12 protein-coding genes and 1 pseudogene are annotated in these 19,264 nt (G+C 58.4%); 3 read left to right on the top strand and 10 right to left on the bottom strand.

Annotation, left to right across the window (positions count from 1 at the left end):
* From VNL17_14155 to VNL17_14125, 7 genes and pseudogenes are all read right to left on the bottom strand, one after another.
* On the bottom strand, positions 1–2,577 hold a 2,577-nt coding region (locus VNL17_14155), incomplete at its 3' end, for a putative Ig domain-containing protein (GenBank protein ID HXI85223.1).
* Between the two features lie 251 nt (positions 2,578–2,828).
* A pseudogene (locus VNL17_14150) lies at positions 2,829–2,963 on the bottom strand (SAM-dependent methyltransferase).
* Between the two features lie 46 nt (positions 2,964–3,009).
* The gene (locus tag VNL17_14145) at positions 3,010–4,998 is read right to left on the bottom strand and encodes a tetratricopeptide repeat protein (protein HXI85222.1); all 1,989 of its coding nucleotides are present in this window, start codon (positions 4,996–4,998) and stop codon (positions 3,010–3,012) included.
* A gap of 102 nt (positions 4,999–5,100) precedes the next feature.
* Positions 5,101–7,335, bottom strand: a complete 2,235-nt coding sequence (locus tag VNL17_14140) for a fused MFS/spermidine synthase (protein ID HXI85221.1) — start codon at positions 7,333–7,335, stop codon at positions 5,101–5,103.
* Positions 7,336–7,499: 164 nt separating this feature from the next.
* Entirely contained in the window at positions 7,500–8,132 is a 633-nt protein-coding gene (locus VNL17_14135; protein ID HXI85220.1) for a PEP-CTERM sorting domain-containing protein, read from the bottom strand.
* A 186-nt stretch (positions 8,133–8,318) separates the two neighbouring features.
* Complete coding sequence (locus VNL17_14130) at positions 8,319–8,951, bottom strand: PEP-CTERM sorting domain-containing protein (GenBank protein ID HXI85219.1); 633 nt, start codon at positions 8,949–8,951, stop codon at positions 8,319–8,321.
* Positions 8,952–9,029: 78 nt separating this feature from the next.
* Positions 9,030–10,100 carry a TIGR02597 family protein gene (locus VNL17_14125; protein ID HXI85218.1) on the bottom strand — a complete coding sequence of 357 codons (1,071 nt, stop codon included), beginning with the start codon at positions 10,098–10,100 and terminating at the stop codon, positions 9,030–9,032.
* A 593-nt stretch (positions 10,101–10,693) separates the two neighbouring features.
* Here VNL17_14125 and glgA point away from each other — a divergent pair.
* Genes glgA through VNL17_14110 form a run of 3 tightly spaced genes read left to right on the top strand, consistent with a single transcriptional unit; the run spans position 10,694 to position 15,381 of the window.
* A complete protein-coding gene (gene glgA / locus VNL17_14120; GenBank protein ID HXI85217.1) occupies positions 10,694–12,133 on the top strand; it encodes a glycogen synthase GlgA in 1,440 nt (479 codons plus the stop codon).
* A gap of 33 nt (positions 12,134–12,166) precedes the next feature.
* Complete coding sequence (locus tag VNL17_14115) at positions 12,167–13,189, top strand: DUF4931 domain-containing protein (GenBank protein HXI85216.1); 1,023 nt, start codon at positions 12,167–12,169, stop codon at positions 13,187–13,189.
* A 17-nt stretch (positions 13,190–13,206) separates the two neighbouring features.
* Positions 13,207–15,381 carry a glycoside hydrolase family 57 protein gene (locus VNL17_14110; protein ID HXI85215.1) on the top strand — a complete coding sequence of 725 codons (2,175 nt, stop codon included), beginning with the start codon at positions 13,207–13,209 and terminating at the stop codon, positions 15,379–15,381.
* A 53-nt stretch (positions 15,382–15,434) separates the two neighbouring features.
* Here VNL17_14110 and VNL17_14105 read toward each other — a convergent pair whose 3' ends face one another.
* The 3 genes from VNL17_14105 to lepA form a co-directional block, all read right to left on the bottom strand.
* Positions 15,435–15,833: a hypothetical protein gene (locus VNL17_14105; protein ID HXI85214.1), complete on the bottom strand. Its 399-nt coding sequence runs from the start codon at positions 15,831–15,833 to the stop codon at positions 15,435–15,437.
* 666 nt (positions 15,834–16,499) lie between these two features.
* The gene (lepB, locus tag VNL17_14100; GenBank protein HXI85213.1) at positions 16,500–17,447 is read right to left on the bottom strand and encodes a signal peptidase I; all 948 of its coding nucleotides are present in this window, start codon (positions 17,445–17,447) and stop codon (positions 16,500–16,502) included.
* Between the two features lie 11 nt (positions 17,448–17,458).
* Entirely contained in the window at positions 17,459–19,255 is a 1,797-nt protein-coding gene (gene lepA, locus VNL17_14095) for a translation elongation factor 4 (protein ID HXI85212.1), read from the bottom strand.
* Between the last annotated feature and the right edge of the window lie 9 nt (positions 19,256–19,264).

The following is a 19,264-nucleotide window of genomic DNA, read 5'->3' as shown; positions in this document are numbered from 1 at the left end:
GCTGAAATTGGCCGTGCCGTCGAAGGAGCCGCCGACGATGACATTGCCGGCGCTGTCCACCGCGAGGGCGTAACCAGATTCGTCACCCTGGTTATCGCCCGAGGTGGGACTGCCAAACTGTTTGGACCAGAGGCAGACGCCCGCGGGAGAATATTTCGCCACAAAGAGGTCGTACCAGCCTGCGCTGGTCATCGAGCCGGAGGGCGCTCCGAAATTGATCGAGTTGGCGAAATACCCGGTCACAAACACATTGCCGTTGGCATCCACCGCCACGGCCTGGCCCTGGCTTACGCCATTGCCGGTTGGGGCCACGGCCCACTGATAGGCGCCGTTGGCCGCATACTTGGCCAGCATCACGCTGGTGCCGGAGGTTCCGGAAATCGTAGCACCCCCGAAGCTGACGGACCCGCTGAAGTCCCCTGTGAGCAGGACACTGCCATCGCGTTTGTCCACCGCCACGGCGCGACCATCGTCTTGCGAAATTCCGCCATGAACCACGGACCACAAGAAATTCCCAGATGCGCTGGTGGCTGCAAAGTTGGCGACCAGACTACGGTTAGCGGTCGCGGTAAAGCCGTAGGCCGCCGTGGAGGACACGACCGAGCCGTTTTCGGTCCAGTTGACGAAGCTGTAGCCAGTGGCCGGGCTCGCGGTCAGCGAAACGGTCGTTCCGCCGATGAACATACCGTTGCCGAGACCCGCGATCGTGCCGCCGCTGGACGGGCTGGCGGTTACCGTGATTGTATAGACCGTCGTGAAGTGCGCGAACAGCGTCACATTCGTGTTGAGCTGGAAGCTGTAGCTGGGCGAAGTGCTGACCATCGCCCCGTTCTGGGTCCAATTCACGAAGCTGTAGCCGGTGTTGGCCGTCGCCTGGGCGGTGACAGTGGATCCGTTCGAAAAACTGGCGTTCGGGGTGGTGGTGCCACCATTTATCGGGCTGGGCGCGGTGGTGACCGTGTAGTTGACGACCGCCGGATTCACTGTCAGGCTGAACGCCCCGGTGGTCGTGGTTCCGCCGGTGCATTGCACCGTGAAATTCGCTGTGGTTGCCATTGTGGGTGTACCACTGAGCACGCCCCCGCTGCTCAAGGTCAAACCGGCCGGCAAACTGCCCGCGCTGATCGACCAGGTGTAGGGCGTCGTCCCGCCGGTGGCTGTGAACGTCCCGCTGTACGCCACGCCCACCATCGCCGCCGGCAAGGGTGAAACGGTGGTGATCGTCAACGGCGGCGGGTTCACCGTCAGGCTGAATGCCGTCGTGGTCGTAGAGCCGCCGGTGCATTGCACGGTGAAACTCGCTGTGGTCGCCGTGGTGGGTGTGCCACTGAGCAGGCCCCCGCTGGTCAACGTCAAACCGGCCGGCAAACTGCCTGCGCTGATTGACCACGAGTACGGGGTCGTCCCGCCGGTGGCCGCTAACGTCTGACTGTAGGCCACGCCCACCATCCCGGCCGACAAGGGTGAGGCGATGGTAATCGTCAGCGGGGGCGGGGTCGACAACCCAGCCTGCGTCAGCGTGTAGGAAGTTGTCGCAGACCCGCCCCCAGCATCCGAGACAGTGATGGCGCCGATGCGCGGGCTGGTGCCAGTGTTGGGATCAACGGTGTAGCTGACCATCCCGATACCGCTCCCACTGCTGCTTGTGTGAATCCAACCGGCGGTCGGCGTGGTCGCCCATGAGCATGCGTTTCCATTTTTCGACGGAGTAACCGTGAAGCTGCCGCTGCCACCGCCGGCTCCGATGTTGGCGCTGGTCGGCGACGCTAAATAAGTGCAGGCGCTGCTGCCGTTCTGCGTCACTTTAACTGTTTGGTTCACGACAGTAACCGAGCCCGTCCGAGAACTGGTGCTGGTGTTCTGGGCAACCGAATAGGTAATTGTTCCAGTGCCGAAGCCAGTATTGCCACTGTCAACCGTAATCCACGCGTCGGTGCTACTGGCCGTCCAGCCGCAGCCGGAACCGGCGGTGACAAGGACGTTCGTAGACCCGCCGACATCGGGAACATCACTGCTTGAAGGTGACAGCGTAAGAGGAGAGGAGGTGGCGACCGAAATCGGGTTCGAGTTGTATTTCCGTCCGTTGCTGTCGACGGCGGTGACTCGATAATAATAGGTTTTTGAGCCGACAACGCCGGTGTCGGTGTATGTCGTTGTGTAGGCTGGGAGCGTGGCGATCGTCGCATAGCCTTTATTCAAGCTGCGAGTGCTCCTCAGAACAAGGACGCTTTGCTCTACTACGCCTGCCAGTGAATTGGTGTTTGGATCAACCCATGTGAGGGTCACCGAGTTGGAGCAGACACTGCTCGCGGACAAGCCATTGGGGGCAACCACTTGCGCCCAGATGTTAATCCCGACGAGTAGATTGACGACACAGAGCAACAATATCTTGCGAGTCTGGCGACCACTGGTGCTATCGCTACGGCGGTCCTGTTTGAATTCATTGGCGTTACGACTGATATTGATTTGCATCCCATCTCCCTGCGCGTCATGGCGCAATTCCCGTGCTTCTCGTACTGGTCTAATGGCTATAGCGGCCCGCGTGCCGGTGCCCAAACAGGGCCGTTTTGCGTTCATCGCTGAGAATTTCCCTCTCGACTTTGAATGAATCGATAAGTGATTGCGAATCCCTACCGATGCTTCGACTCAAGAGGCCGGAAGATTCCTGCGGGAACACAGGGAGAGTCTGCAATTGAAGATAAGCGATGTTCGGTTCTACAACCTCTTCTTCTTGGAACTGTTCAAGCGCCATCTGTTACGGCGACCCAATTGGCGTGGTGTCAAATGGAGTGCGAACAATGGAATGGTCAGTGGAACTTGGCTCGGGCCAATAGCATCCCCGTGTGGCGGGTGTCCTCGGCGGCCACGAGGCTGGAATCCCGCAGCACCCGCAGGGCGCGGAGCGTGATGTCCTCCATGTTGCCAATGGGGGTGCCGACAATAAAGAGCCTGCCAGAAGACATGGGGCGACTGTATTGAGTCGCGGGGGAAAAGACAAGGGCAGTGGCGCTACTTACTACCCAGCCGAGCCAGTGCGTTTTTTGCTGTTACCAGATCTGGCCGGAGTCTCAACGCCTGTTTGTATTGGTCGATTGCCTCTGGTGCACGGCCTGCTCGCTCAAAGGTAACGCCTAAATTGCAGTGAATCTCTGCCGAGTCGGGTTCAATTAGCAGGGCCGCTTCATACTGTCGGATCGCGTCATCGAACTTACCTGCTCGGACCAGCGCATTAGCCAAGCTGTTGTGAGCTGCCACGTAATTCGGCTGAAGCCGCAACGCCTCTTCGTACTGGCTGATGGCTTCCTCGCTTCTCCCCAACCCAGCGGATGCCACTCCCAGGTTGAGGCGGGCCTCCGCATAACCCGGCTCGATTTGCAACGCCCGCTTATACTGTGCAATTGCATCTTCCAGCCTGCCGGATCGGGCGAGAACATTCCCCAGCTGGTAATATGCCTGGGCATAGTTGGGGTCGATCCGCAGGACTTCCTGATAATGCTCCACCGCCTCCTGGGTCCGGCCCAACGACAGCAGGACCTCGGCCATGTTGTACTGGGCGTCGGCGTAATTCGGCAAGATGTGCACCGCGGCCTGAAACTGGGCGATTGCCTCTTCGGGGTTGCCGGATCGGGCCAGCGCATTCCCCAAGTTGTAGTGGGTTTCCGCCCATTGCGGACGAATTCGCAGGGACTCCTCAAAATGCTGCATCGCCTCCGTCGCCTTGCCCACCGCAAACAACGCGATCGCAAGGTTGTTATGCGCGCGCACGTTGTCCGGAACTTTCCGCAATGTGTCACTCCAAATAGCCAGGTCGGTTCGGTAATCCTCGTTTCGCTGCCAAGTCATGAAGCCCAATCCTACTGCCAACGCCACGAACACCACCTTGTCGTACCGTTTGAGCAGAGCATGTATCCCCAATACCGCCAGCGAGACTACAGTGGCCAGCGGAAGATACATCCGGTGTTCAGCAATTGTTTGCGTCGCCACTGGCACCACACTGGAGCTAGGAGCTAGAATCGCGAAAAACCACACACCGAATATACTCAGCGCACGCCGCTGCCAAACTCCGATCAACGTTCCCGCCATTAATACCGCCAGCGCGAGCCCGCACGCCGCTACTCCAACCCCAAACTTGGCGGTGTCGGTCCCGTAGTCGAACACCAGCGGATATGGCCATACTGAAAGCCGGAGGTAGTGCACAACGGCCCGACACTGGGTCAGTCCGTAATCCTTCCACGCAATCTCGCTTCCAAACCCCGCAGAGCCACCGCGGTTGTGCGTGGTTGCTACGAGATATCCGAGTACCAGCCACGTGGCTGCCAATCCTACATACAGCCGCCATCGCCGCTTCCATGCTTCCCGGAGATTCCCGGCCACGAACAACCAATCAAACAGGAGAACCATCAGCGGCGCGGACACCATCACTTCCTTGCTAGCCATACCGAGAAGGCACGCCATCACCGAACACACGTACCACTTCCCGGGAGTTTGCGATTCCGCACCGCGGATGAAGCAGTACAGGGTCAACAAATAGAATAATCCCATCAGAGATTCGGCCCGTTGCGCCACGTAGGTGACGGCTTCCGTTTGTAACGGATGCAGCGTCCAGATTACGGCAATAGCCAACGCAAGGGTCGTCGCCTCGTTCCCAAAACGGCCCCGCAACGCAGGCCCCAGAAAGGCTCGCCGCGCGATCCCATACAGTGCCAAACCCGCGAGAATATGAATGGCGAGATTCAGTACGTGATAACCCCAAACCCGCGTCCCTCCAACGGCGTAGTTGACGGCCAAGGAAAGATTGATGAGTGGCCGACCTTCGACGGTATTACCACCTTGACGCGGGGGCGACAGGGGCTCCCAGATTGGCCAGAGATGACGGATCGTGAGGTTTTGCGATACTGACTTTACGTCATCAAAGATGAACGGACCGGTGAAGCTATTGTGATAGGCCAGCAACCCCGCGGCAACCACCAGCAATGGGATCAGTTTCTGTGCTTTCAACAATCCGAGAGATTATCGAAACTTAGCAGTCACGACCAGTGAATAGCGACCCGCGTATTACCCTCCCCGTGGACTGGGGGCGACGCTGGTCACCTCGTGCCGCTAATTCCAGTGGAAGACGCTGAAAACACTCTCGTAATCGTCGGTCCAAAGGCCAACGCCTTTCTGCGGTTGCGGGGGACGCCAGCGGGTGTCTCGTGCGAGAAGACTGAGCCACGGCCCGTTGCGCGTCATCACCAACCACCATGACTGCGTTTTACCCGTGCGGTTGAACTCCTCCGCTGAAACACCATTATCGATCCAGCAGAGGGAGTATACCCCGGCGTCCTGTGCGATGGTGGCCAAGACTGGTTCGAGATCAAGATGGCGGTTGGTAATATGGAAGGCCATTACACCGTCCGGCGCCAGCTTCCGCAGGTAAAGCGCGACTGCTTCCCGCGTCACTAAGTGCAAGGGAATTGTGTCCGAGGTGTAGGCGTCCAACACCATGAGGCCAAACTGGCCATCCCGTTCCGCCTGCAGGGATAGCCGCCCGTCGCCGAGCACGACCTTCGTGTCCGCAGGAGAGTCGTGCAGGAACGTAAAGTATTTCGGGTCATCCGCGATACGTTCCACCTCGGGATCGATTTCGTAGAAAGTCCAGTGCTCCCCGGCATCGCCATAGCAGGCGAGGGTTCCAGCACCCAGGCCAATGACGCCCACATGCTGCTTCAGCGCTTTCGGTAGTGTGCCTATGACTTCCCCGAGCGGTCCGGACTTGCTGAAAAAAAGCAGCGGTACGCGCCGCATTCGGGCATCGAGGCTCTGCATGCCGTGCATGGCGGTGCCATGGCGGAAGATATGGATGTAATCCGCCCGGGGGTCCACCTCAACCTTGTAAATACCAAAAAAGCTGCGCGACACCAGTATGTTGCGTAATTCCGGGTGCAATGACAATGTTGTCGCCAACAAAATCGCAAGACCGCCAAGCGCGAACCGGAGCGGTCGGCGGAAAAAGAAGAGACACAATATGGCAGGCGGTACGCATTCCATCGCCAAGGCGAGATTCGGCGGGCCAATCCGCGACTTCTCTACCAAATGGATAAGACCTGCGATGAGCAGGCCGAGGCATGCGGGCACGACGACATCGAGACTCCAACCAGCGCGGCTGGTCTTTTCTGTGCTCCGTCGTGGCAGCAACAGGCAGGCCAGCAGCAGGGTTGCCGGGTATTCGATCACCGTGGGGAAGATAAGCGGAGCCAGCAGGGCGTTAAATGCTCCGCCCAGCACGCCGCCGGTGGAAATCCACAAAAAGAACTCAGTCAGGTGTGCCACGGTGGGACGGTCTTTGGCCAATTCACCGTGACAGAACATTGCCAAGATGAACAGGCCCGCAAAGTGGACGCCAATCGGCCAGGGCAGATCCTCAAACGAGTTTCCCTTCAATGTCATCCTGCCCAACATTGTCAGCAGTACCACCACAGCAAACGGCATTGCCCACACGATCCACCGATGCGGGATCAATTGTCGTTTGGCGAAAACGAGGATAAAGGTCAGCAGGTAAATCCCCAGCGGGATGACCCACATCAAGGGGATCGGCACGACTTCCGTGGTGATATACGTCGTCACACTGAGCATCAAGCTGCACGGCACGAACGCGAGTAAGATCCAGCGTAACCGCCGCCGGGCCGTGAGCTGTTCGATGGCGGTCTTGCCATCAGGTTCCACCACCTCGGAGGGATTACGGGCTGTGCGCCACGTGCATACTCCGCAGATGGCTGTAAGGACCAGCAACACGATATAGCCGATGGCCCAATACCGGCCCTGCTGGCTCAGACGCAAATGCGGTTCGATAAGTACGGGGTAGCTGATCAGCGCGAGCAAGCTACCGCAGTTGCTCGCGGCGTAGAGAAAATACGGGTCGTGGGCGTCGCGATGTCCGCTGGCCGAAAACCAACGCTGCAGCAGCGGGCTCGTCGCGGACACGATAAAGAAGGGTAGCCCCACCATCACGGCCAGCACAGTGAGCAACCAGGGGATTGGATTGTGGGTTGTCGGCGGCGTCCAGCCGTGGGGAATGGCGATCGGCAGGGCCAGCAAAGGCAGCAGTAAGAGAGGTAGATGCAGCGCAGCCTGGCGCCGAATACCGAGTTGTTTGGTGGCAAAGTGGGCGTACGCATAACCGGCCAATAACGTGGCCTGGTAGAACACCATGGCCGTATTCCAGACAGCCGGCACGCCGCCGAGCAATGGCAGCAGCATTCGACCCGCCATCGGTTGCACCCAAAATAGCAACAGCGCCCCCAGGAAAATCGTGAAGGTAAAAAGGACCAGCATCCCGTTCTTGTTTTCGTTCATGAATCGTCCGGTGATTTAAGCCGCAGCGAGGCATGATTGCATAGAGACTCTGGAGCGGCAAGCGAGATTCGTGGAAGCGATGCGCTTTGGGTCAGGCTACTGCGGAAGACAAGAGGCCAGTCTTTCGACCGGCCTCTCGGAAACAGATAACAAACTGGACGTTTTTAGCTACGACGACGGAAGGCCAATAGACCGAGCAGACTCGTTCCCACCAGTGTCCACGTCGTTGGCTCAGGAATCATGGCAATTACGTTGTAGGGCCCGGAAGGATCAACGGTCTTGGTGCCCCAAGTGATCGTCGCGCCGGGAGCCAGGGTTCCATTGTTGGCGCCTGTAAACATATCCTGCAGGTCAATCGAACAGGAATTGGGGAAGTCGGATGAAGCCGGAAACCTCCAATTCGGATTATTGGCGTCGTTCACGAAAAAGATTGTCTCCAGGGACGCGCCAACACCCGTGGCGTTGTTGAAGGCCACCATATAGATCTGATTGTGGGCGAAGCCGGCATCAGACCCGGTCTTGCTTCCGGAGACGATACCAGCGTTGGCGCCGGTTCCGGTCAGGGTCGTGCCGAAGACCGTGAAGTTGGCCAAACTCGGACTGCCGATTGTCGGAGGGACAGCGAACGTCCCCACTTCGACCAAATCACCATCGAGATAGTTCAATGGACTGACGGTGCTGGCGATAAACGTGTTCAGCGCTGTCCCCCAATTGACGGTGATTGCCGCGCCATACGAACTCATGGCAATGCCAGTCGCCATCACCCCGGCAAATAGATACTTGATCCCGTTCTTCATTTTACTCGCCTTGGTCCTTTCGGTTACCGTGGTTTCTACACTCGCTTCTCCAATAGAACCTGGTAACAGGATTAGCCTTCTAAATCAAGGCGAATGGGGCGGGGATGCCTTCTTGTTGGGGGAAAAACGAAGAGGCCAGCCTTTCGGCTGGCCTCTCGGAAACAGGTAACCCTTGTATATTCTTAATTAGCTACGACGACGACGGAGGCCCAACAGGCCGAGCAAGCCCGTTCCAACGAGCATCCATGTGGACGGCTCAGGGACGAGGGCCAACTTGACCGCGTTATCGCCGTTGACAGTGTCTCTCTGAGTGCTGCCGAACACGACCGTCGAGCCCGCTGAGGGCGTCACAGCATTGCCACTCGTGAACATGTCTTGCATGTCGAACGAGGTGCTGTTCGGGAAATCCGCCGTGGCTGGGAATTTCCAGTTGCTGGCGTTCGAGTCATTCACGAAGTAGATTCCCTCTTGGGTGGCGCCGACGCCCGTGGCATTGTTGAAGGCTACGACATAGATTTGGGTGTGTAAGAAACCCGTGTCAGACGCCGTCTTGCTGAAGGAGAACACGCCAGCGCTAACGCCGGATTGTGTCAGCGTCGAACCGTAAACGACGAAGTTCGCCAAGCTGGGGCTGCCGATTGTCGGGGCAACCGTAAAGGTCCCGATTTCAATCAGGTTGCCATCGAGATAGTTCAGATCCTTGTCGGCCATGAACGTATTCAACGCCGTTCCCCCGTTCACTGTGATGTTGGCGTACGCGCCAACCGATATTCCTGTTGCAACCAACCCTGCTACCAGATATTTGATCCCGTTTTTCATTTTTCCTCTATACCTTTCCCTTTACCTGTTTCTCTACTCCCTGTGATTGTTTAACAATTTCTGTCCGTTTTGTCAAGGTCAATATGGCGCCGGTGCTTTCCAGTTGAACCCAGGATGACCCGAAGCGAGCTGGATCAGCATAAACGAACTTATCCCAATCGGCGTTCCACCGAAATCCGTGTTGCCTTGGCCAGACTGCTTCCAGCCAGCCGTTGGGAACGACTTCGAAGCTGTCGCGTAGAAGTATGTATTAAACGTTCCAGCGGCATCGTTATGAATCAGTACTAGATCCGTAATTGGCACGAGACTGTCGCTTGGATTGCCGTCCGTGAACAGACCGCTGTTCGACAATGTGACGGCCGAAGTCGCATAGATATTGGCAGCCAAATTGTTCGTCCCGACGAGCGGTATAATGGTCGGCCCGAGTTTGACGCCACCGACCAGAAGGATGTTCAGATTCGTGGTTACGGTTCGGCTAATCAGAACGCCTTGGTCATTGTATAGCGGGACCTGGCCGAAATCCGTATTTCCCTGGCCAGATTGCTTCCAGCCAGCGGTGGGGAACGACTTCGAAGCCGTCGCGAAGAAGTAGGTCGTGAACGTTTGTGTCAGCGGATTCTGAATCAGAACCTGGTCGGTAATCGGGTTTAAGCCGGACTGATCGGCTGCTCCGAACACGCTGTTCAGCGTCCAGTGCGGATAGATCTTGTAGGTCGTCGCGCCGGTGATGGCACCTGAATCATCAGACGCCGTGGTCACAGTCGTCGCGGTGTTGCCGGTAATGTCATCCTGGAGGCCGGGATTCGCACCATCGAGAAACTCGATGAAGTACAGCGGGCCGTTCGGGCCAACTGCAAACTGACCAGCTGTCAGCGTATTGTTGACGGTAATTGTCGTGCCAGCGATTCCGGTGATCGCGCCGCGACTCGCAACGATCTGGGTCATGCCCAAGCCGACGAGCGACAGCGCTGGGCTAACGCCCGGGCCACTGGTGCCTTCAGCTGTTATCGTGATGAAACCCACCGGGTCAGTGAACACATCGACCGCACTGGCCTTAAAGCCGGTCGCGGCAGTGATCAGTCCGATGGTGATTACGAAAGTTAACTTCGGAAGGAAGCTCCAACCCCTTGCATGTTGAACTCTTTGCATGTCTTCTCCTCGCCTATTTCCCGTTTGCCTCGTTCACGACTCGGTGAACCTAGATGTTTTCGCCTATACCCTAACCACACTGACTCGGTGAATCTAACTGCGCACACACTACCAGCGTGGGCATTAGGTGTCAATAACTTATTCGCAGATTTCTACATTTTTTGTCAGGTTTGCGTAGCATTATCACTCATGAGAATCTTGAATCGAAAAACCATTGATTTACAGGTGTTTTTGTATTTTTTGGACGGTGGAATCAGCCTGCGAGAGGGGAAAATGGCCGCAGGTAGAACGTGTGAAACGCCGTGTTTTTGTAGCTTCGCCTGGGTATTCACGTGAAAACGTTTGCGGGATTGTGCGGAGATGGTGGGGACGAGATAACGGCGCGCCTGGATACATCAACGACTGGGATGCCGCAGACGGCGGCGGCGTTTGCCACGGGAGTACGACGTGTGGCGCGTCGTCGGACTCCGCTCCGCAGACTCGGCTCCCATCCCTACAAACGGCTTTGGAATTCCAGGAATTATTTTGCGCCGTTGTGTTGCGTGAAGACGTTTTGTTAGTGTGCCTGCGGTCCAATGGCAAAAACAAAACCGATGAAAATTTTCTTTGCCGCAAGTGAGATGACGCCGTACGCCAAGACGGGCGGACTCGGCGACGTGGTCGGCGCGTTGCCGAGGGCGCTTTGCCAGCTCGGGCACGAGGTCACGTGCTGTCTTCCATTTTACCGGGCCGCGCAGGAGGTCGCGCGCGACGCGAGACCGATCGGCCTGACTTTGCAAATTCCGTTGGGGAGCCGAACGGTGACGGGAGACGTGCTGGAGTTGAAACAGCCCGACGGCGTGCGCGTGCTGTTCGTGCGCCGCGACGAATTTTTCGATCGCTCGGAGTTATATTACACCGGTGTCCGCGATTACGAAGACAACGCGGAACGTTTTTTATTTTTCTCGAAAGCCGTGGTGGAGCTGCTCGGGTACACGCGGTTCCAGGCGGACATCGTGCACTGTCACGACTGGCCGACGGCGTTTGTCCCGGTGCAAATGGCGTATCGGGCCGGGACGCGCGGCGCGGAGTTTCCCGCGAAGTCGGTTTTCACGATCCATAATATCGCCTATCAGGGAATGTTCTGGAGCCTGGATTTTCCGCTAACGAATTTGCCGGGGGAATTTTTCACGCCCGAGTCGCTGGAGTTCTACGAGCAGATGAACCTGATGAAGGGCGGAATTCTTTTTTCCGACGCCGTCACCACCGTGAGCCGGACCTACGCGAAAGAAATCCAGGCGACCGACGGCGGATTCGGGCTCGACACGGTTCTCGCCTCGCGGGCTGATGACGTGCAGGGGATCGTCAACGGCGTGGACTACACGCAATGGGACCCGGCGACGGATGCGCATTTGCGACGGCGCTATACACCGGAGGATTTGTCCGGCAAGCGCGCCTGCCGGGCGGACCTGTTGGCGAAACTGGGACTGGAGGCCGGCGAAGGAGAACCTGTGGCAGCGTTTGTGTCACGATTGACGGAACAAAAAGGCGTGGACGTGCTGCTGGGCGCCGTTGAAGAACTGGTGGAGTCGGGGGTGACCGCAATCATCCTCGGGAAGGGCGAGAGAAAATACGAGGAGCTGCTGACAGGAATGGCCGAAGAATTCCCGCGGCGGGTCGCAGTGAAGATTGCGCACGACGAGGAGTTATCCCATCAAATCCAGGGCGGGGCGGATATGCTTCTCATGCCGTCGCATTTTGAACCTTGCGGATTGACGCATTTGTACGCCCTGAAGTATGGCACGATCCCGGTGGTGCGGGCGACCGGTGGGCTGGAGGACACGGTCCAGCAGTACAATTCGCGGTCGGAGCAGGGAACTGGTTTCAAATTTGCTCCCTACACGGCAACAGCGCTCGTGGAGGCGGTGCAACGCGCGATTTTACTCCACAAGGAGCCAAGGAAATGGCAGAAGTTGATGCGGAATGCGATGGCCCGCGATTTTTCGTGGCGGGCCAGCGCCCAGGAATACGAAAAACTGTACGCGGCGCTGTAAGGCGCGGCGGCTGAAAAGTGGGGACCAACGGTTATGCCAGAACTTCGCAAGGATCCAGTTGTCGGTCGGTGGGTGATTGTGGCCACGGAACGCGGGAAGCGACCGAGCGATTTCGCGCCGCAACCGCTTGAGACGCCCGATCCGGCCAAGAACCCGTTCGCCGAGGGCAACGAGCACATGACGCCGCCGGAGATTTTTGCCTTCCGCGACCCGAAGAGCAAGCCGAACGGCCCGAACTGGCAGGTGCGGGTGGTGCCGAACAAGTTTCCCGCGTTGCGCATCGAGGGCGACATCGACAAGGAGGGGCAGGGGATCTACGACAAGATGAACGGCATCGGCGCGCACGAGGTCATCATCGAGACGCCGAATCCGAGCCTGCAATTGGAGCAACAACCCGTCGAGGGAATCGGGCGCGTCATCGAGACGTACAAGATTCGCATGACCGACCTGCTGCGCGATCCGCGGTTCCGCTATATTTTGCTTTTCAAGAATTTTGGGCGGCAGGCCGGCGCGACGATCGGGCATCCGCACTCGCAGTTGATCGCGACGCCCGTTACGCCGAAGCGGCTGAAGGAAAAACTGCTCGGCGCGATGGAGTACTACAATTACAAGGACCGCAGCATTTTTGAGGACATCCTCAAGCAGGAGATCAAGGAAGGTTCGCGGCTCGTGTATGAGAACGCGGGCTTCGTGGCGTACTGTCCATTCGCGTCGCGGTTCCCATTCGAGGTCACGCTGACCCCGCGGCGGCAATCGGCGTACTTCCAGGATATTCACCCCGATGAGATCCTGCTACTGGCTGACGCGCTGAAGGTCACGCTGCAGAAACTGGCGAAAGCCCTGAACCAACCGCAGTACAATTTTATCGTCAACACGGCGCCGGCACGCTACGCGCATCACGGCTTTTGGTCGACGATCGACCAGGACTTCCGCTGGCACATCGAGATTCTGCCGCGACTGACACTGATCGCGGGCTTCGAGGTCGGCACGGGTTTTTACATCAACCCGACGACGCCCGAGGAAGCCGCGAAGTATCTTCGCGAGATTTCGGTATAGACGTCTTCGGGTCACTCATGCCGCTCCACGTCGCCTTCCTCTGGCACATGCACCAGCCGTGCTACGTCGACCCGATCCGCGGGACGGCGCTGATGCCGTGGGTGCGCCTGCACGCGACCAAGGGCTACCTCGACATGATCTGGCTGGCGGACCAGTACCCGGATTTCCATTGCACATTCAACCTGACGCCGGTGCTCTTGCAACAAATCCAGCAGCTCGCCAATAACGAGGTACGGGACCTCTGGCACGAACTGGCCGCTCCGTCCCCGGAGACGTTGACGCTGATGCAGAAGGCCAACCTGCTGGAACACTTCTTCAAGGCGAATTGGGACAACATGGTCAAGCCGTTCCCGCGGTACGCGGCGCTGCTGCAGAAGCGCGGGCTGAACGCGGCGAAGATCGACCTCGAGCACGCCGCGGGCAATTTCACCGACGAGGAGTTCCGTGATTTGCAGGTGTGGTTCAACCTCACCTGGTTTGGGTACGCCGCGGACCGGCTGTATCCCGAGATTGCCGACCTGAAACGGAAGGGCAGGGGATTCAGCGAGGAAGACAAACAGACGGTCTTTGAGCACCAGCAGGTCGTCCTGAAGACCGTGCTCGGTTACTACAAGGCCCTCGCCCAGCGCGGCCAGATCGAAATCAGCACGACGCCTTTTTTTCACCCGATCATGCCGCTGGTTTACAACACCGAGTTGGCCCGTCGCTGTATGCCGGGCCGGGACCTGCCGCCACCGTTCTCACATCCTGAGGATGTTCGCGCGCAGTTAACCCTAGCCCGCGACCTGCACACGCAAATCTTCGGCGCGCCGCCGCACGGGGTATGGCCGTCGGAAGGTTCGGTCTGTCCGGAACTTATCCCGATCCTCGAGGAACTCGGATATCAATGGTTCGCCACCGACGAGGAAAATCTCTGGCGGAGCCTGGCGGTGGTGCATCCCGGCAGGGTCTTCGACCGCGCCATGTTGTTCCAGGGTTATCGTGCGCAATTCGGCGACGCGGGCGCGTGCCTAGCTTTCCGCGAGCGGACGCTGAGCGATTTCATCGGGTTCACCGCCTCGCGCAATGACCCGCAGCGCGCGGCCGATTATATGATTGGTCAAATCGAGCAGGTCGCCCGGACCGCGCAGGGCGACAACCCGTTGTGCGCGGTGATTCTCGACGGGGAAAATGCGTGGGAACATTTCCCCGACGGCGGCCAGGCGTTTCTGCGGGAGGTCTACCAGCGATTGTCCGTGCACGACGGAATTGTGACGACGACGTTCCATGACTACTTTTCCGCGCATCCGCCCGGCGCGATCCTGAGCACGCTACACACGGGCTCATGGATTCGCGGCGATTTTGACGTCTGGATCGGCGAGCCCGAGGAGAACCGCGGCTGGGAACTGCTTGGGCAGACCCGGGACTTTCTGCAGCGGAAAATTGACCAGCGCGAGATCACCCCCGATCAGCACGGCAAAGCCATGCGTGAAATCTATGCCGCCGAGGGTAGCGACTGGTTCTGGTGGTACGGCAGCGACTTTGTGACGGACAACGACCTGATTTTCGATGAACTGTTCCGTACCCACCTGCAGAATGTTTATCATATTTGCGGTGTGCCCGTTCCCGATGTCTTGAAGACGAACATCTGCCGGTCGGAGGTAGCTCGCGAGATTCGCAAGCCGACCGACCTCATCACGCCGACAATCGACGGGTTGATTACGTCATATTATGAGTGGGCCGGGGCGGGCGTCTATGAGACGGGCCGCAACATGGGCGCCATGTATCGCAGCGAGCGCTGCGTTGAAGCCATTCATTTTGGCGCTGATCTCACCACATTCTATCTGCGGGTTGACTTCCGCAAAGGCGTCGAACTGCCGGCCAAGGTGACGTTGCGGGTGAATTTCATCGATCCGACCCATCGGGCTCTCATTATAATGGAGCTTACACCCGCATTCAGTAAAGCCGACCTCTGGGTAACGGATCCGGAATCCTCGCCACGAAAGCTTGGGGAGATCAGCCTCATCAAATTCGATAAGATCCTGGAGCTGGGCATCCCACTGGACGATCTCAGCTGGAAACAGCGTGAGCAGGCCGCGTTTTTCGTCCAGTTACTCGAGGCAGACGTTGAGCTGGAGCGCCATCCCGACATCGGCGCACTGGCCCTGACCGTGCCCGACGAACTGTTTTCCGCTGAGAACTGGTGGGTCTGATCCTCAAAACCCAACACAATCTTGTCCCCGGAGCGCCCTTGTAGTGCCAATTATTAGACATAATCTATATTGTGCGACGTTGGTGGTTCAATAGGAATCAAGGTTAGCGGCTTCGCCGCTGGGTTTTTGTCGCGAGTACGTAGGTCTGGTTTCATGGCCGCCACTTCCTGCCACCGTTGACCCATCTCCGCGCTGGCCTCGGTTTCGATCCGCGCATCCTCGATGGCGTTCCAGAACCCCAAGTCGAGCGTCTGTTTGGCCCACTCCTCACCGCGCTCTAATACCTGATGCGCCAGCAAAGAAGCAAACGAAAAACCGCGCCGCGCGAAACTCGCCTTGAGCAGGTCCTGCCGTGGACGTACCCGCTTGCGCGTCCGTTGCCCTGGGGAACGACCTTCGGAAGTCTGTAAGGGGGTGTCGCGCCTGACGTTTGTGGGGGTTTCGGGCGTCACTGCCGCCGTGCGCCCGTCTGACGCGGCAGCCGTGGCCCCGTTCCCTGAAGAGAGCTTCTCGTTACGCGTCGTCGAAATCGTGGCCGTGTCCCTTGTGCCGCGTCCGCACGCTGGCGCGTGATGGGCAACCGCCGAGAACGACGCAAAAACGGACATCGGATTACGATTAACGGTTAATGACCCCTTGCCAAATCCCCACCAAGAGAGTAGACTTACAGCAACATCGGGCACGCGGTTTTCGAGCGCCGTCTCGCAACCCCTAAGGGCTACGGGAGCATCGAGGCCTAGGACATCGTAACTCTCCGTGCGACGGCGCTCGAAACTCGCGTGTGAAACGTCGCGACGTTCTTCACCGATTCCGCTCCCCCTACAGGTCGACGGGGGAGCACCTTGCCCTCCCGTCGCGTTCAGTGCCGTGTCAGCCTCGCCAGAAAATGCTCTATAACGGTCAATGTTCAACAAGGTTAGCTCGCAGGCGCGGCGCGGGCCTTCGGCCCGCAACCGCGCCAGACTCGCTTGGTCTGTCCTCAAGTGGGTCGTTACATTGTGTAACTGGTCGGTTTCCGAGGCCCCCCCACTCTCTATATTGTGCGACGTTATAGGCGTCGGTAAAGCCTTGAGACTGCATCTGGATAGTATGATTGGCCCTCAGCCCCAACCCTGAATTCAGTTCACAAGTCCAAATCGCTTGCTGAAAGGCCAATAAACGAATACCGCCCTGCCGACAAGATCCTCCTGTGGAACAGATCCCCAGAAACGGCCGTCCAGGCTGCTTTTGCTGTTATCACCCATGGGAAAGAGGTGCTTTGGAGGCACCGTGTATGTGCTCGCGGAAGATGGAAAGTATTTTGGTGAGGGAAACGTCTCCGGAATGACGTAACCGTTATACCCATTCTCTTGGGAATAAATGCGTCGGAAGGCATCCCGCCCATCCAGCACCCGTCCATTGACGAGCACATACGGCGGCTGGATCTGGATGACATCGTTCTCCAGCCCGATCAGCCGTTTGATGTAGAAATTGCCACGGGACGGAGCGGGGATTTCCGGGATGTGGGTTGTGTCGAACACAATGACTTCACCGCGGCGGGGTTTGCGGAAGTGGTAGCTGATCTTATCCACAAAAATGTGATCACCGCGTGTGCGATACCCGTAGGGCTCGTACATTCTCCCTTGGAAGACCACCCCCGCGAGGCGCTCAAGAATGGATGGAGGTCGTCCGACATATCGAGACGGCGCCTCATTGGGTGGCGGATACACCCCGTACAACGTCGGCTGCATCGAGCCCGTCGGGATCTTGAAAGGTTGGATGAAAAATGTCCGCACGGCCATGGCCACGATGACCGCCACGAGCAATACTTCGATATTCTCGCGGAGGGCGGGAGACTTTGGCGCTGGCAACGCCCCGCGGATTTTCTGCTCCAGTTCACCAGACCGGGAGGCGGCGGCCTTGGCGTTTTCCAGTCGCAGCGCCTGCTCCAGCTCGCCGATCTTCATAGTGATGGCGACGATTTGACCGGGCGCGATCAAATCGCGATTGATCCGCAACCACTTCCGGGCACCTTGGACCATCTCCCGCGCGGATTTTAATGTTTGGCGATCTTCCGAGTTGCTCATGACTGGCTCCCCTACCCTGATTTCAGCACCGAGATGAACGCTTCCTGCGGGATGTTCACCTTGCCGACGGCTTTCATGCGCTTCTTGCCTTCCTTCTGTTTCTCCCACAGCTTGCGTTTCCGCGAGATGTCGCCGCCATAGCATTTCGCGGTGACATTCTTGGACAGCGCCTTGACCGTCTCGCGGGCAATGATTTTCCCGCCGATGGCAGCCTGGATCGCCACCTGAAACATCTGCTGCGGGATCACTTCCTGTAGCTTCAGCGCCAGCGCCCGGCCCCGGGTTTCCGCCTTGCTGCGGTGCACGATGCTGGAAAACGCGTCGACCGGCTCGCTATTGACGAGGATGTCGAGTTTCACCAGGTCGCCCTCGCGATAGCCGTGCGGCTCGTAGTCCATCGAGCCATAACCGCGCGTGATGCTTTTGATTTTGTCGTGGAAATCCACGAGAATCTCGTTCAGAGGTAACTCGGCGGTCAACATCACCCGGCGCGTGTCGATGGAATCGGTCTTCGATACCAGGCCGCGCTTTTCCATGACCAGTTGCAGCATGTCGCCGATGTTTTCGTTCGGGCAAATAATGAACGCCTTCACGTACGGTTCCTCGATGTGGTCGATCACCGATGGATCAGGCAGGAAGACCGGGTTGTCCACCTCGAGAATTTCGCTGTTGGTCTTGAGCACCTTGTAAATGACGCTGGGGTACGTGGCGATGATGTCCATGTCCCACTGCCGCCGCAAGCGCTCCTGGACGATCTCCATGTGTAGTAGTCCCAGGAACCCGCAGCGGAAACCGAAACCGAGCGCCGCCGAGCTTTCCGATTGATACTGGAAGGCGGAATCGTTGAGCTGCAATTTTCCCAACGCGATTTTGAGGTGCTCGAAGTCCGCCGAGTCGATCGGGTACAGACCGCTGAAGACCATTGGATGCACCTGCTGGAAACCCGGCAAGGGCTTCTTCGCGGGCTGGCGTGCATCGGTGATCGTTTCGCCGATCTTCACGTCGGCGGTGGTCTTGATGTTGGCAATGACGTATCCCGTGCTGCCGGCGGACAGCCTCTTGCGCGGCTCGGGCTTGGGCGTGAACACTCCGACGTCCTTCACCTCGTACTTCAGTCCCGTGCTCATGAGCTGGATCATCATTCCCGGCATGATTTCGCCCGCGAACAACCGCACGTATGTCACCACGCCGCGATAGGTATCGAACATCGAATCGAACACCAGCGCCTGCAGGGCCGTATCGGTGGGCGGTTGTGGCGGCGGAATGCGTTCGACCACACTGCGCAAAACGTCATGGATGCCAAGGCCCGTTTTCGCGCTCGCCATGATCGCCGTGTCACCGGAAATGGCCAGGATGTCCTCGAGCTGGCGTTTGGTTTCCTCGACGTTCGCGTTGGGCAGGTCGATCTTATTGATGATCGGGACGATGGTGAGTTTTTGCTTCGACGCCATGTGCACGTTGGCGACCGTCTGTGCCTCGACGCCCTGGGCGGCGTCCACCACCAGCAGCGCCCCTTCGCAGGCGGCGAGGCTGCGAGACACTTCGTAGGCGAAATCCACGTGGCCCGGCGTATCGATCAGGTTCAACTCGTACACCTGGCCGTCCTCGGCGTGCCAGGTCATCGTCACCGGATGCGCCTTGATGGTGATGCCGCGCTCGCGTTCGAGGTCCATCGAGTCGAGCACCTGCTCGCGCATCTCGCGTTTCTCCAGTGCCCCCGTCGTCTCCAAGAGCCGGTCCGACAACGTCGTCTTGCCGTGGTCGATGTGCGCGATGATGCAGAAATTCCGTATATGCCCCAAATCCATGAGCCGCGC

The organism is Verrucomicrobiia bacterium, from assembly GCA_035577545.1.
Taxonomy (GTDB): domain Bacteria; phylum Verrucomicrobiota; class Verrucomicrobiia; order Palsa-1439; family Palsa-1439; genus Palsa-1439.
The sequence above is the reverse complement of the archived record's forward strand: the minus strand, read 5'-3'. Positions and strand labels throughout refer to the sequence as shown.